Raw genomic sequence first — 14379 nt, 5'->3', positions numbered from 1 at the left:
AAGCCGGAGAGAATCGATTTACTTTCGTTAACTTTCGACAGCATCCGGCAAAAGGATATGTCCCCCCCGCGCGCCGAATACTTTCTAGACAGTATAAGATTGACACCAATCCTGTCGAATCGAGGTAGCCAAAGTGCCTTCCGATATCATTCTGCGAACAAAAATACGCATCCCTCCCGTTCGCCGCGACGGCGTCGTCCGGACGAGACTGCTCGACCGCATGGAACTTGCCGTCCGCGGCAGGCTGACGCTGCTCGTCGCGCCGGCCGGCTTCGGCAAGACGACGCTGCTGGCCCAGTTTCTGACGGAACGGGCGTGCCCCGCGGCATGGCTGTCGCTGGACGACACGGATAACGATCCGGCCAAGTTCTGGCGTTATTTGATCCGATCGATCGGCGCCGTCATCGCCGAGCTTCCGCAGCGGGCGCTTCCGCTTCTCGATGCGTATCCGAACGTCTCGCGCGAGACGATGATGGACATGCTCCTTCTTGAAATAGACGACTTTTCCGCGCGCGCCGGGCAGCGTCTCGCGATCGCGCTGGACGACTATCACGCCGTTCACGAAGCGCGAATTCACGACAGCCTCGCCTATTTTATCGATCATCTGCCCGAGGGCGCTCACTTGATCCTGGCGAGCCGCACGCAGCCCCCGGTCAAAGCCGCGAAGTGGCGGGCGCGCGGCCAGAGCACCGAGATCGCCGGCGGCGAACTGACCTTTACGGCCGAAGAGACGCGCCGTTTTTGCGAGCACACGGCCAAGCTCAGCCTGACGGCGGAGCAGCTCGACCGGATCATGGCCTGGACAGAGGGCTGGGCGGCGATCGTCCAGCTCCTGTCCGTTTCGCTCGAGAGCAACGACCTGCGGACGCTGGACCGGCCCGCCGGACAAGCGGCTGGCGGCCATGACAACATTATGGCGTATTTGACGGAAGAGGTGTTGAATCGGCTGCCCGGCGAATTGCGACGCTTTTTGCTCGACACGTCCGTGGCCGAGCGGTTCGATGCAAGCATATGCGACGCGTTGACCGGCCGCGACGACGGGGTCCGCATGCTGGGCGAGCTGCGCAGCCGCAACCTGTTTCTCGTGCCGCTGGACGACGGCGGCGTTTGGTTCAGGTATCACCATATTTTCCGCGACATGCTGAAGGAACTGCTGCTTGGCGAAGATCCTGCGCGCGCGCGGCGGCTCTCCCGCGTCGCGGCGCTGCGATTCAGCGAGCTCGGCCTGCACGACGAAGCGATGGAGCAGGTCATCCAAGGGGGGCAACGACGAATTGGCAGCGGACCTGCTGCAGCGTCATCTTTACGGCGTGCTTGGACGCGGCGAATTTTCGACGCTGCTGCGCTGGATGGGCGCCATCTCGCCTTCGTCGCTGCCAGCCGAGCTGCATCTGCTTCGCGCGTTCGCGCTTGTCGTCACCGGGCAATACCCTGCTGCTGAAGCCGCGCTCGTCTCGCTCGAGCGAGACATTCAAACGCTGCCCGACGACGAACGGCGCGGACAATTGCAGAGCGGCCTGTTTTTCGTCAAAGTCAACTACGCCTTCTCTACCGGCGACTACGACCAATGGTTGAAGTTCGCCGACCGCATTCCGGACATGCTGCCGGAGAGCCCGCTGTTTTACAACTTGAACTACAATCGCAGCGAGCCGCTGGTCAGACGCACGCTGTTCGGATTAAACGGGGCGATCCCGCCGAATACGGACATCATCGCACTGCGCATGGTGGACATCATGAACGCTCATGGATGGAAGCAATCGCTGTTCTCGCAATACGTGATTCAATCCGTCGCCGAAGGCTACTTCGAGTGGGACAGGCTGTCCGAGGCGGATTCGCTGCTGAAAGAGGTCGAGAAGGTCGCTCATCTGAAACGGTGCGCGGGTCTGTACGTCCCCTGCCGGATCACGATGGCGCGATGCCTTCTGGCTCGCGGACGCGGCGAAGAAGCGCGGGCGCTGCTGCAAGCGACGGCGGATACGGCCCGCGAATGGGGAGAGCCGCGATGGGAGCTGCCGCTTGCCGCTTACGAAGCTCGCTTCGCGCTGGCCGACGGCGACCTTGCCGGCGCGGAGCGGCTGCTGAAGCGGACCGGCGTCTCGCCCGCCGACGCGCCGGCGTTGTATCGGGAAACGGAATATATGACGCTCGCCAGACTGCTCGGCGCCAGGCGCAAGGAAAAGGAAGCGCTGAAGCTGCTGGAAGGCCTTGCCGCGCTGGGCGCACGCGAACGCAGCCTCATCACGATGGTGGATGCGGCGGTGCTGTGCGCCTTGCTCGAATGGCAGCGCGGCAGGCGCGAAGCCGGCCTGGACCGGCTGCACGAGGCGCTCGCCGCAGGCGCGGCGAACGGGTATGTGCGCAGCTTCGCCGGCGAAGGCAAGCCGATGCTTGCGCTGCTGCGGGCGTACCGCGCCAAGCGGCTGCAAGACGGCGGCGACGGCGAAGAGGCGTTGGCCGGCGACGGTGCGTTGGCCGGCAACGAGGCGCCGGGTAGTGACAAGGCCCGCGGCGGCGTATCGAAGGCGTACGTCGACGGCCTCGTCGCAAGGCTGGGGGCGGAGCTCGAAGCGGCGGGCGTATCGGCCGCCGGGGACGGCCTCGACGGGGAGCGGCTCATCGAGCCGCTCACGGACAAGGAGCTGGCGCTGCTGCAGGAGCTCGATCGGGGCGCGACGAACCGCGAGTCGGCCGCTAAGCTTCAATTGACGGAGGGTACCGTCAAGGTGTACCTGAGCCGTGTCTACGCCAAGCTAGGCGTCTCGTCGCGCACGCAGGCGCTGAGCCGCGCGCGGGAGCTGCGGCTGCTGGATTGAGCGCGGCCTTCCGAACGTTAAGCTGCCCACCAGCGCCCGCGACCCTGCCGTCCTCGCTACCCGCTCCAGCTACGGAAAAAGATCGCCCTCCGCCAGGCCCGAAAGGCCCGGCGGAATCGGCGATCTTTTCATTTTGCCTCGGCGCTCAATTCCTGTTTGGCACCCAGTTACGGGATTTCAAGCCAGATCATCTCGGACCCGCGGGTTTCCGACAGGGTAACGCTGAGTCCGGCCATCAGCTGCGCGCCGGTTTTAGTCGTATTTTGCGACACGCGGTCTTCGAATACGACATCGTAAGTCGCCGCAGGATCGAGACCTTTGAAGGCGATCGTCTTGGTCGAGCCGTCCGTATTCGTCGGCTTGAACAAGAAGGCGACGCCGGCCACCGCCCCCCGAATCGTCGACGTCGGGATCGAAATACTGCACGCCGTCCCAGTGAATCCCGTCCGGACGCGGCAGAATATGGTACAGGTCCGCATTGCGCACGAGCGGGCGAAGCCGGTCGCGGAACATGCCGTAATACTTTTCGGCGTAAAGCTCCTCGTTGTACGGCAAGTGTCCGCCCAGGGCGCCCGGCGAAGCGATATGCATGGCGCTCAGAATGACGCTTCTCCATCCATAGTCGTCTTCGCCCGCAATGCTGGAGAACACGTCCGGATTCACGTATGAAATCATCTGCGCCGGATGGATGGCGTATGAGGTCGTATAGAACGTCTGCCGAATGTCTTCATAATTCGCCGAATCGTTGTATACGACGACGCTGGATCTCGATAAAGTGGCATAATCCTTCAGGCTGCCGCCCGAGCTGTTATTTTCGTAGCGGAAGCCGGGCAAGTTGTCGTACATATAGTCCAGCACCTCGTAAAAGCCCTTGGCCGCCCAGTATTGCACGTCCGACGCATACTGATGCCGGTTGAGCTTGTCGCTGGAGCGGACGATCGGCTCGAAGTCGCTCCTGTACGTATCGATATGATTGTCCGTCATCACCTCGAGCAGCCGCTGCTTGATGAAGTCGACGGCATCCTCGTCGCCCAGATCGGCACTCGCGCCCGCGGATATTTGCCGGTTGGAAAACCAAGCCGGGTGGCCGTTCGTACCGATCGACGTCAGTGCGTCGGCATCCGCGGACAGTCCGTCATGCAGCAGGAAATAGTTCGTGTATTCGAGATTCTCGTCCTCCAGCGCCTGCCCGTATTCTTCCCAGGTGGAGATGCCTCTCATATCGAGGCCCTCGTAATATCCCGGGTTGCCGAGCCGCCAATCGCCTTCGCCGGTTCTCCACCCGCCGGAGGCGGCGCCCGGCCACCAGCCGTAATCCCATTGCAGCGCGTCGACGCCCCAGCTGGCGAGATCGTAATGCTGGCCCATGAGCATTTCCGCCATTTGCGTATACGGCTCGCGCGTGTCCGTACGCGTCTTGGCGGGCGCTTTGTTCTCGAAGAACCATCTTTTGAAAATGTTGCTCCCCCGGTCTACGTCGCCTTCGTAGACGCCGAGGTAGGCGGAGGGTATCTCGTAAACGCCGCCCGCCGGAATATCCGTTTTAAAATCGTCGGGCACGCCCGCCCGCAGCGTGACGGACGGCGGCGAGCCCGTGCCGGCCGTCGACGCCTGAATGCGTCCTTCCGGCCACTCCCAACCGACGTACACGCCTCTATCCCCGCCCTCGTCGACGAAGACGAGCGGGATGAAGCCGTTTGAATTGAAATCCTGGTTCGTATTCGTCCAGGCGCTGTAGCTTTGGGAGGCCGTCAACGCATCGTTGTACAAGCCTACCGTGTCGGGCTCTCCGCTCTCCTTGTGGAATCGCCATAGCGTGGATGCCGCCTCCGGCTGCACCTCAAGCGCCAACGATTCCTGCGGGTATACCGTTATCTTTTGTCCGGTGGCGTTATCGATCTCGATCCAATGCTCGATCGGCCCCGCTCCCGCTCTCGCCCACCAGATGGAGCGCAGCGTCAGATCCGGCGTTCCGGCTGCAAAGGTCAGCGTTACTTTTTTTGCCGGCGGAGGCGTCGACCGAAGCGCTCTCGTATTCCCAGTCGACGACGTACGGAACGCCGCCGATATCCACCCGACCGAGAAGCGGTACCGTCGACTCCGATGCGATCCAGTTGTCCGCCGAGCCGGCCGACTTCAGCGACGAGACGGCAGGACGTTGATACAGCACGGTCAAGGTCATCTCCGTATCGCCCGTCGCCAGCTCCCAATACGGCTGCACGCGCACGTCGTCAAACCAGACCGCCTGGCCGGCGCTCGAGATGACGCTGACCAGCCGCAGGGTGACGGACGTATGGGAGCCCGAGTTCCACACTTGCTGCACATGCCGCCATTCGCCCCCCGCCGACGCCCGCATCGGAGCCGAACTGCGGCTCTCCCGCGATGTCGCCCAGATCCAGATAGCCGACATCCGATGCCGAAGATTTGTAGATCCAGGCCGACAGGACATAATCCGTATTCGGATCGACGTCGATGTCCTGCGTGCTGACGGCCGTGCCGGTCGACGAAGCTTTAAGCGCGTAGTTGCCGTCATGCGTCCGGTCGTCCGACCGCGCATGACCGGACGCCTGCGTCCATGCGTCCGCCGCCGCGGTGTCGCCGAACTCGAAGCTTCCGTTCTCCGGCAGACCTGCGGCAGCCTGGATGGGCGCGATCCGAATCTCGTCGAACCAGATCGCGCCGGTCGGCGAGCCGTCCGTCACCGCCCGAACGGTGATCGACGTGCTCGACCCGCTCTGCCAGTACGCTTCGGCGTATGTCCAGACGCCTGCGCCGAGACCCACGCCGACGCCGATCTGAACCTCTCCGCTCCTGTCGTTCATATCGACATAGGCGGTGCCCGCGGACGTTTCCTTGTAGATCCACGCCGACACCTTGTAGGTCGTATTCGGCTCGACGGCCGCTGCCGTGCTGGATGCGGCTGTCGCGGTCGCAGTCGATTTAAGCGAATAATTCCCGTCGTGCGCGCGGTCGTCGGACCGCTCATGTTGGCTGTGCTGCGTCCATGCGGAAGCGCTTGCACCGCTGCCGATCTCGAAGGAGCCGTTGCTGACCCGATCGTTGCCTGTCAATTGCGGCACCAAGCGGATGTCGTCGAACCAGATGGCGCCCGTGGGCGTGCCGTCGACGACGGCACGAAGCGTCACGCTCGTGTTCGAACCGCTGTTCCAGAGCCCCTCCACGTACGTCCATACGCCGGCCCCTTGTCCGTTGTCCACGCCGATTTCCGTTTCTTGACTGATGTCGTTCATATCGATATAGGCGATACCGTTGCCGTTGTCCTTGTAGATCCGGCCCGACAGCAAATACGTAACGTTGGGCTGCACCGTAGTCGTTATGCTCGATGCGCTCGTCGTTGTCGCGGTCGACTTCAAGCTGTAGCTGCCCTCGTAGGAACGATCCGCGCTGCGCTGATGCTGCCCGTGGAGCGTCCAGCCCGTCGCGCTCGCTCCCGTGCCGTCCTCGAACGAGCCGTTGCCCAGCACGCTGCCGGTCGAGACCGGGACCATTCGGATATCGTCGAACCAGATCGCCCCCGTCGGCGAAGCGTCCGTGACGGCACGGAACTGGATGGCGGTCAGGCTGCCGCTGTTCCAGACTGTCTCCGAATATGACCATTGGCCCCCGCCCAGACCGACCCCCGTGCCGATTTGCGCTTCGCCTCCGATGTCGTTCATATCGACATAAGCCGTCCCGTCGTTGTTCTCCTTATAGATCCACACGGAGATCCTGTACGTCGTCTGCGGAACGACATTAACGGCGATCGAGCTGACGGCCGTCGACGTCCCCGTCGATTTTAAGCCGTATGTCCCCTCATGGGAACGGTCGCTCGCCCTGGCATGGCTGCCCGCCAGCGACCAGCCCGAAGCGGAGCCGCCCGATCCGGCCTCGAACGAACCGTTCGCGACGGTATTGTTGGCGGGCACCGCCGCCCGGGCGGCGCGCTCCGGGTAAAAGGCGCTCGACAGCGCCTGGAACAGCAAAGCAATGGCCAGTATCGCGGACAATCGTTTTAAGCTCCTCATCCGAACCCGCTCCTTAAGTTCTATGATAATGAACCGCGACGGAAGTGTCCTTCGACGGACATGGCAGCAAAAGACCCGATTCGGCGAGCGCGCGCCCCGAAGCTTCGAACGCTTCGCGCCGATGCGCCTCGTCGATGACCGTCACCGCGTATTCCGCTTCGGGATCGAGACCGCGCAGCCGGACCGTCAGCGTCTCTTCCGCAGCCTCCGCCCTTCGAAACCCCATCACGATGCCGCTCCCGTCCTCATCCCGGTGAAACTGCCAGGCCATCCAGACGTCATTGTCGACGGCGCACGGCGTCAGCGGATAAAAGCTCTCCTTGTAATAGGGTACGAGCAGCGCACGCTCCTCGGCGTTGCGCCGCATCGTGTCATAATCGAGCGACGTCTCCCGCATGTCGAAGCAAAAAATGTTGCACGGCGCGATCGCGCTGCGGAATCGGTTGGGCTCCGTGTGCATCACGCCGCCGCCGTGGAACGTGAGCCAGGGCGACAGACCGTACGTCTGGCACTGCTGGCCGATCGGCTCAAAGTGATAATCGCTTCTGGTGAGCGGCACCGCCCTGCGCATCGATTCCAGATCGAGCCGCCGGCCGCCGGAAGCGCAGGTATCGATCAGAATGCCGTCCAGTCGTTCGCGAAGCTCGTCGAAAAACGCCAGCAGCCCTTCGACGTAGCGGATCTCCGTCATGCCCTGCCGGTCCTCCTCGTCGTGGCTTTGCCAATACGACAGCGGATCGACGTTAAAATCCTGGCGATAAAGATCGATGCCTTCCCGCTGAATGAAGCCGACGACCCAATCCGTCCACCAGCGCCGCGCCTCCTCGTTGCCGTGATTGAACAACAGCCAATCCGGGCGAACGTTGTGCCCGGCCGGCATCTCCGCCGGCGGAGCGAGCAGCCATTCGGGATGCGCCCTGGCCAGCGCGCTGTCCGCCGTCACCCGTTCCGGCTCGAACCAGACGATGCTGTCCACGCCCTTCGTGCGCCCGTGATCGGTGACCGCCCGCAAGCCGCGCGGGAACCGCCGGGTATCCACCTCCCACGTTCCCGTATTGATCCAGGTTCCGTTGTTCGGATACCAGCCGGCATCCATCCACCAGTAGTCCAGCGGAATGTCTTCTTCCAGGTACCGGTCGATAAATTGCTTCTGGTTGTCCTCGTTCGCCTTTTCCATCTCGGAAAACTGATGCGAGCTGCACGCCGCGATGAACGGCGCAGGCAGCTGCCCTTTCGGACGCGGCACATTGTGTTCGTTCATCCACTTGCGGTAGACGTTGTGCGCTTCGACCGCGTCTCCCTGCCAGAATTGCAGCGCGATGAGCGGCGTGCGGATGCGCTCGCCCGGGAGCAGCCGCAAATGAACGCGCTCCTGGCCGGCGCGCATGCGCACGTCGCCTTCCTCCCTAGAGCAGCGCGCCGCCCATTGTCCTGGCCAGCCGATGGCGAGGTTGATCCCGAAGTCCGCCAGATCGAGATGGAAGTAGGGCATGCTCCCGTTCGACGAGCGTCCGCCGACGGAGGCGAGGGTCCGATCCGTCCCAGGCAGCAGCCGTTCGCTGAACATCTCGAAGTCCCTGATCGAATGCTCGCTGCCCCGCTGGTGCCGGAGCGTCGCTTCCCGCCCGGACGCTACCGCAAACCGCGCGTCCAGCGCCTGAATGTCTTCCAGCATCGCCGATGCCCGCTCGCCCTTGTTGTGAAAGTAGACCGTCCATTCCACGATCGGATAGCGGAGGTACTCCACGGCTTCGCATTCTACCGACAACTGCGCCGTCGAATAGACCAGCCTGTGCGAGCGGCGACCGTCGTCCAGCGCGGCGGACGCGTACGTCCTCGCCGCGCCGGACAGCAGCCGGTCGGACGGCTCGCCGTCGTATCGGAAAGAGAACGGAGCCTCCGCCCCCCTCCTTCGAAAACCGCTGTGCCAGCCATTCCTGGCTCAGGGCCATTGCCGCTTCATTCGATAACATCGCGCTTCCTCACTCTCCGGCCAATAATGTCCATCAATCATGTCCATCAATCATGTCCATTCCAATGGCAATCGCCTGTTCGTCTCTTCCGCATGCGACTGAATCTCAGCCCCTTATTCGACCTCCTTCGCGGCATGTCCGGTACTGTCGTCGAACATTGATGCGACCTCCTTCCCCCCGTCCACGTTGACAATTTGTCCCGTAATCTGCTCCGCATAGCGGCTGACCAGAAACAATACCGCATTCGCCGCATCCTGTCCGGTCTGAAGCCGTCCAAGCGGCAGCGATCGGCCCCGCTCCCGGATCCAATCGGAGGACTGCCCGGCCGCTTCCCGTTCGGCCAGCTCCTTCTCCGTCAGCACCCAGCCGGGATTGACGCAGTTGACGCGTATGCGATCCCTGGCATGCGCGCCGGCCAGATTGCGAGTCAAGGTGCTGACGCCGCCCTTGGATACGGAATAAGCCAGCAGCTCCGGCAAGCCGACCTGCGCATGAGAGGAGCCCAGATTGACGATGGCGCCCTGCCCCTGCCGCTTCATATGCGGCACGCACGCCTTGCAGCACAGGAACATGCTCTTCAGGTTAGTCTCCATGACGCGGTCCCACGTGCCGGCGGTCGTATCCAGCAAGCCTCCCCGGGGATAAATCCCCACGTTGTTGACCAGTATATCGACGCCCCCCGAAGGCAGCGGCCGCCGAATCCGCCAAGCGAAGAACGTCCGTCTCCGTCGTGGCGTCCGTCCGGACGAATAGCGCCTGGCGGCCTGCATGGCGAAGCAGCCGCGCCTTTTCCTCTCCCTCCTCGGAGAGGTCGGCCAAGGTGACGGCGGCGCCGGCGCCCGCCAGCGCGGACGCGATGACATAGCCGATCCCGGCGGCGGCGCCGGTCACGATCGCGGATTGACCGCTCAAGTCGACGGCAAGCATGCACAAACCTCCTTTTCCATATCGAATGTTCCCTATCGAATGCGTGCGCTTAACCCGAACGGAGCCAATCCCGCTGCTCCGCGGTCAGGGCGATCCCGTCCGCCGCCAGCGAATCCGCGAGGTGCTCGGGATCGATGGTGCCGACGATCGGGAACACCGGAAAGTCATGCGCCAGCAAGTACGCCAGCCCGATCTGGTTCGGCGTACAGCCCAAACGATCCGCCAACTGCCTGGCTCGTTCCCTTCGCTCGCGGCTGATCGCGTTGTCGAAAGACAACGCGTTGCTGCTCTCCGAGCCGGCGATATAGCCGTAAGCCGTCGGGGTCCAGGGCATGACGGGAAAGCGGTGCTGCCGATGCCAGTCGATATCACCGTCGTCCATCATGAGCGCCGTCTCGTCGTATCTTCCGTCCCAGCCGATCGGCGCGTGATTGGGATGAACGAGATTCCACTGCGGCGAGGAGACGACAAAGCCCTGCAGTCCTTTCTCGGCCGCGTAGGCGTTCGCTTCCGCCAGCCGGGAGACCGACCAGTTGCTGGCGCCGATGTGGCGCACCCGGCCCCGCTTGATTTGTTCGTTCAGCATGTCGACGATCTCGCCGACCGGATGCCGGGGATCGTCGCGATGCAGCAGAAAAAGATCGATCGAGTCGATTTGAAGCCGTTCGAGGCTCTCCGTAATGTCGCCCGCGATCACCTCCGGCGTCAGGCAGTCATCGGGACGCGGATAGAACCTCCCTTGATGCGGATGGCCCCCCTTGGTCGCGATGACGACCTCGCTGCGGTTGCCGAATTCGCGCAGGCATTCGCCGAGACCGCGCTCGCTCGCGCCATCGCCGTCCTTGATCCAACAGGCGTAGCTGTGGGCCGTATCGAAAAAAATTGCCGCCCGCCGCGCAGTAACGGCGATACAGCTCGTACATATCGCGTCCGCGAACCAGGGAGCCGAATTTCATGACGCCATAGCATAACGACGACACCCGCAAATCGGTGCCTGGCAATATACGCTGCTTCAATTGCACGGAACGCCTCCTAAGCGTGCTGAATTTGCCTTTCATCCATCGCCAAGCTTACTTAAACGCCCACTCGCTTTAACGGAATACGGGTGATATGCCACCGGCCCAGATTGCAAACGTACAAGTCGTCGCCGACCAGCACCCCGTTCGTCGGATGGCAAAGCTCGTGGGCCGTCGGATCCTCCGCGACCAGCTCCAGACCGGCCTCCGGGCGATTCACATCCATCCGGTAAATGCGGCTTGGCTCGTAACAAGTCACGTACAGTTTCCCGCCGCCCGACAGTACCAGTCCGTCCAGAATGACGCCGGGAACGGAAATGAGCGCCTCGGCCTCACCCGCCGCGCCGTTATCGCCGATCGGGATCCGATAAATACGACGCTGCCCGCGGCTCTCGGCCACGTACAGCGATGTGCCGTCCAAAGAGAGCGCGAGCCCGTTCGCGAAGTCGAACGATCGGTCGCACCACAAATCCGTCTCGCCCGTCTCGACATCGATCCGCCATATGCCCGGTCCCGCTTCGCCGAAGCCGTAGCTGTCCGATACGTATAGCGCCTTGCGCCCGCGATCGTATACGGGATAGTTGGGAAACCGCATCTCAGCGTCTTTCGAGCCGCCGCTCAATCGAATCAGCTCTCCGGTCGGCGGGGTGTAGCGGAATACGGCCCGATGCTTGGAATCGCAAATGTACAGGCGCCCCCCTGTCGTCGAAGTTCATCCCGAGGGCGAACCCGTCCGTCGACGCCGCCTGCTTGAAGCGACGCCGGACCGGATCGACGACATAAATTTCCCCCGCGTTCGCCGCCGCACCACAGCATGCCATTCCCGTCGCTGCAGATGCCCTCCGGGTGGTTCAACTGCGGGTCGGTTAACGTGCCGTCGACGACCACCTCCCATTCCTCGTGTCCGACCAGCGCCGAACCGCTCCCGATCATCAAGCGTCCCTCCCCCGAATATAAGGAAGGGGAGCGTCGAAGACCCTCTCCCCTATCCCGATTGCCGATTACAGCTTTTTGAATCTTTCGAGCGCCGCGTTGTAGACGGCCATGTATTTATCCAATCCGAGGCTGTTCACTTTGCTCACATATTTATCCCAGTTGCTGAACGGTTCCTTGCCCATGATGAACTTGGTTTCCATTTCGGTGATATACTGCATGGCTTCATCGTTGAATTGCTTCTTGACCGCCAGCTCCTCGGCGGTGAACAAGAACGGTTCGACGCCGTTATTGAGGACCGGATCGTAATAAGGCTTCAGCATATCGGCAGCCGCGGCGACTTTATTAATGGCCGAAGCTTCCATCTGCTCGGCGATCCAAGGACGCTTGGTGAATTCGTCCGGCGCCATGTAATACGGGATGCCGTCTCCGAACATCGGGGAGAACAAGCCGCGGCTCTTCTCGATCGGCGCGATGTTCGGATCGTACTTCTCCGTCCACCAGTAGCCGCCGTCCTTGTCGACCGTATAAGTGACCCCTTCGATGCCGTATTGAAGGCGGATCCAGCCTTCTTCGGAGTACCAGTAGTCCAGCCATTCCATCGTTTGTTCGGGATGCTTGTTGGCGCTCGTGATGATCGTGTTGTTCTTGCGGAGACCGGTGCCGACGAAGCTGAGCACCTCGTCGCCGAATTCGCTCTTCAGAGGCGGCAGCACTTCGTAGTCCGAGGATTTGTTCGATTCGGGCGCCGCCAGGACGAACGAGCCGTGCAGGCCGGCCTTGGAATTCGCCGTCCAGGCTTCAGACTTGTGCGTCAGCAGCTCGGGATCGAGCAGCTTCGCCGTCCAAAGCTTGTTCATGAATTGCAGCAGCGCTTTATAGCGTTCGTCGGTTTTGACGAACCTCATCTTGCCGTCGGGGCCCAGATCTACGCCCTCGCCGAGGAAATTCGGGCCTTTGTTGCCGATGCCGAACGATCCGGCAAAATAAATCAGATCCCGATTGAAGTTGCTCGAAAAGTCCGTAAGCGGGATGACCTTGCTCACGCCGCCCGGATTTTTGTCGCGGAACGCGACCAGCGCGTCGTAGTATTCGTCCAGCGTCTTCGGCATCGGCATGCCGAGCTTATCCAGCCACGCCTTGTTGATCCACAGCTTTGAGGCATTATCGCCCATCCAGCCGTTGAACGCCGGCAGCGCGTAGATGTTGCCGTCCACATCGGAGATCGCTTTTCGAATGTTTGGATCGGCATCGAGGATCGCCTTCAAGTTCGGCGCATGCTTGTCGATCAAATCGTTCAGCGGAATGATCATGCCTTGCGCCGAATAAGTCGCGATGTCCGCGTCCGAAAATCCGGATCTGGAGATGAAGTCGGGCAAATTGTTGGTCGCCATGCGAAGATTTCTTTTTTCTACCCAGCCCTCGTCCGGGACATTCTCCCACTTGACGTGAACCCCCGTCTCTTTTTCTCTTTCCTGAAATACGAGCATGTCGTTCCAGTCGGCTTGGAATACATGCTTGGACGCCAGCCCGTTTAACGTAATCGACTCCTGCTTGCTTCCCGCCGAAGCCGAAGCCGAAGCCGAGGCGCCGGCCGTCGGCTGCGCAGACGCGCTGGCCGCATTCCCGTTCGAAGATTGACTGCAGGCCGTCTGCAGCGTGAGCGCCACGAGCGTCGCCCCGATCAGGCTCCTGCCTTTCCAGTTTCTTTTCAAATGTACTTCCTCCCCCAGCTTAATTTGAATGATGACGATGAGATTGTTCTTGCAATCGCCGGCTGCAATCTCTCAACTCACCTGCGATTATCTGAAGCGGCTCCATGGTAACCGCGCCAAGATCAAGCGTGACGACTACCCCTTGATGGCGCCGATCATGACGCCTTTGACGAAATATCTCTGAAGGAACGGATACAAAATGAGCACCGGCAAGCTGGAAATAATGATAACTGCGTACTTGATGCTCGTACCGTACTGCGTCGAATCGATGATGTAGTTCGCCGAGCTGTTGCCCATCAGATTTTGCGTATCGTTTTGCACGAGAATTTCCCGGAGGATGAGTTGCAGCGGGAACATCTCTCGTTCATTCAAAAAAATGAGCGCATTAAAATAGGAGTTCCAGTGCCCGACGCCGTAGAACAAAATCATGACGGCCAGAATCGGTCCGGAGAGCGGCAGCACGATCCGCGTCAGCACGCCGATGCGGCTGCAGCCGTCGATCTCGGCGGCCTGGTAGATCTCATCCGGAATAGCGGTCTGAAAGTAAGTCCGCATGACGATTACGTTAAAGATCGAAAGCGCCGAAGGCAGGATCATGACCCAAAAGTTGTTCAGCAAATGCAGCTTCTGAATGACGATATACAAGGGAATCAGACCGCCGCTGAAAAACATCGTGAACGTAAAGACGATCGTCAGAACGTGTCGTCCGTAAAAGTCTTTTCTCGACAAGGGGTACGCCGCCATGACGGTCAAAGCGACATTTACGATCGTGCCGACGACGGTGTAGGCGATGGTGTTCCAGTAGCTCAGAAAAAACTCGCTGTTTTGAAAAACCTTCACGTAAGGGACGATCGTGAAGCCTTTGGGAAAGAGCCACACTTTTCCTTGCAGCACGGCATCGGGATTGCTTATCGAAGCGCTTACAATAAACAAAAGCGGATAGAGGAAAATGAGCGTCACGAGCAGCATGAACACAA

The 14379-nt window shown here is 61.3% G+C and carries 14 protein-coding genes; 2 read left to right on the top strand and 12 right to left on the bottom strand.

Annotation, left to right across the window (positions count from 1 at the left end; all coding sequences use genetic code 11):
* Positions 1 to 133 precede the first annotated feature (133 nt).
* Both OMP40_RS12280 and OMP40_RS12275 read left to right on the top strand, forming a co-directional pair.
* A complete protein-coding gene (locus OMP40_RS12280) occupies positions 134 to 1441 on the top strand; it encodes a MalT transcriptional regulator family protein (RefSeq protein ID WP_277531658.1) in 1308 nt (435 codons plus the stop codon).
* Entirely contained in the window at positions 1350 to 2813 is a 1464-nt protein-coding gene (locus OMP40_RS12275) for a LuxR C-terminal-related transcriptional regulator (RefSeq protein WP_338131157.1), read from the top strand. Before OMP40_RS12280 ends, OMP40_RS12275 begins: the two co-directional genes overlap by 92 nt.
* 167 nt (positions 2814 to 2980) lie before the next feature.
* Here OMP40_RS12275 and OMP40_RS41555 read toward each other — a convergent pair whose 3' ends face one another.
* The 12 genes from OMP40_RS41555 to OMP40_RS12220 all read right to left on the bottom strand — a co-directional run bounded on the left by OMP40_RS41555 (position 2981) and on the right by OMP40_RS12220 (position 14371).
* Positions 2981 to 3142, bottom strand: coding sequence for a GH36 C-terminal domain-containing protein (locus tag OMP40_RS41555; protein WP_420871965.1), 162 nt, complete (start codon positions 3140 to 3142; stop codon positions 2981 to 2983).
* Entirely contained in the window at positions 3066 to 4664 is a 1599-nt protein-coding gene (locus OMP40_RS12270; RefSeq protein ID WP_277531656.1) for an alpha-galactosidase, read from the bottom strand. The genes OMP40_RS41555 and OMP40_RS12270 overlap by 77 nt, the downstream gene beginning before the upstream one ends.
* A 40-nt stretch (positions 4665 to 4704) precedes the next feature.
* Positions 4705 to 5127, bottom strand: coding sequence for a hypothetical protein (locus OMP40_RS12265; RefSeq protein ID WP_277531654.1), 423 nt, complete (start codon positions 5125 to 5127; stop codon positions 4705 to 4707).
* Positions 5045 to 6838, bottom strand: coding sequence for a carbohydrate binding domain-containing protein (locus tag OMP40_RS12260; RefSeq protein ID WP_277531653.1), 1794 nt, complete (start codon positions 6836 to 6838; stop codon positions 5045 to 5047). The genes OMP40_RS12265 and OMP40_RS12260 overlap by 83 nt, the downstream gene beginning before the upstream one ends.
* Before the next feature lie 13 nt (positions 6839 to 6851).
* Positions 6852 to 8585, bottom strand: a complete 1734-nt coding sequence (locus OMP40_RS12255) for an alpha-galactosidase (protein WP_277531652.1) — start codon at positions 8583 to 8585, stop codon at positions 6852 to 6854.
* A gap of 339 nt (positions 8586 to 8924) precedes the next feature.
* Positions 8925 to 9440, bottom strand: a complete 516-nt coding sequence (locus tag OMP40_RS12250; RefSeq protein ID WP_277531651.1) for an SDR family NAD(P)-dependent oxidoreductase — start codon at positions 9438 to 9440, stop codon at positions 8925 to 8927.
* A complete protein-coding gene (locus OMP40_RS12245) occupies positions 9394 to 9738 on the bottom strand; it encodes an SDR family NAD(P)-dependent oxidoreductase (RefSeq protein ID WP_277531650.1) in 345 nt (114 codons plus the stop codon). Before OMP40_RS12245 ends, OMP40_RS12250 begins: the two co-directional genes overlap by 47 nt.
* A 49-nt stretch (positions 9739 to 9787) precedes the next feature.
* Positions 9788 to 10621 (bottom strand): aldo/keto reductase, encoded by an 834-nt coding sequence (locus OMP40_RS12240; RefSeq protein ID WP_277533138.1) that lies wholly within the window; start codon positions 10619 to 10621, stop codon positions 9788 to 9790.
* Positions 10622 to 10812: 191 nt separating this feature from the next.
* The gene (locus OMP40_RS12235; protein WP_277533136.1) at positions 10813 to 11439 is read right to left on the bottom strand and encodes an SMP-30/gluconolactonase/LRE family protein; all 627 of its coding nucleotides are present in this window, start codon (positions 11437 to 11439) and stop codon (positions 10813 to 10815) included.
* Entirely contained in the window at positions 11382 to 11690 is a 309-nt protein-coding gene (locus tag OMP40_RS12230; protein ID WP_277531649.1) for a hypothetical protein, read from the bottom strand. Before OMP40_RS12230 ends, OMP40_RS12235 begins: the two co-directional genes overlap by 58 nt.
* Before the next feature lie 65 nt (positions 11691 to 11755).
* Positions 11756 to 13402, bottom strand: coding sequence for an extracellular solute-binding protein (locus OMP40_RS12225; RefSeq protein WP_277531647.1), 1647 nt, complete (start codon positions 13400 to 13402; stop codon positions 11756 to 11758).
* Positions 13403 to 13537: 135 nt separating this feature from the next.
* Positions 13538 to 14371 (bottom strand): carbohydrate ABC transporter permease, encoded by an 834-nt coding sequence (locus OMP40_RS12220; RefSeq protein ID WP_277533135.1) that lies wholly within the window; start codon positions 14369 to 14371, stop codon positions 13538 to 13540.
* Positions 14372 to 14379: the final 8 nt, after the last annotated feature.

The sequence above is a fragment of the Cohnella rhizosphaerae genome (assembly GCF_029525575.1).
In the GTDB taxonomy this organism is placed as follows: domain Bacteria; phylum Bacillota; class Bacilli; order Paenibacillales; family Paenibacillaceae; genus Cohnella; species Cohnella rhizosphaerae.
This window is presented reverse-complemented; position numbering and strand designations above follow the sequence as displayed.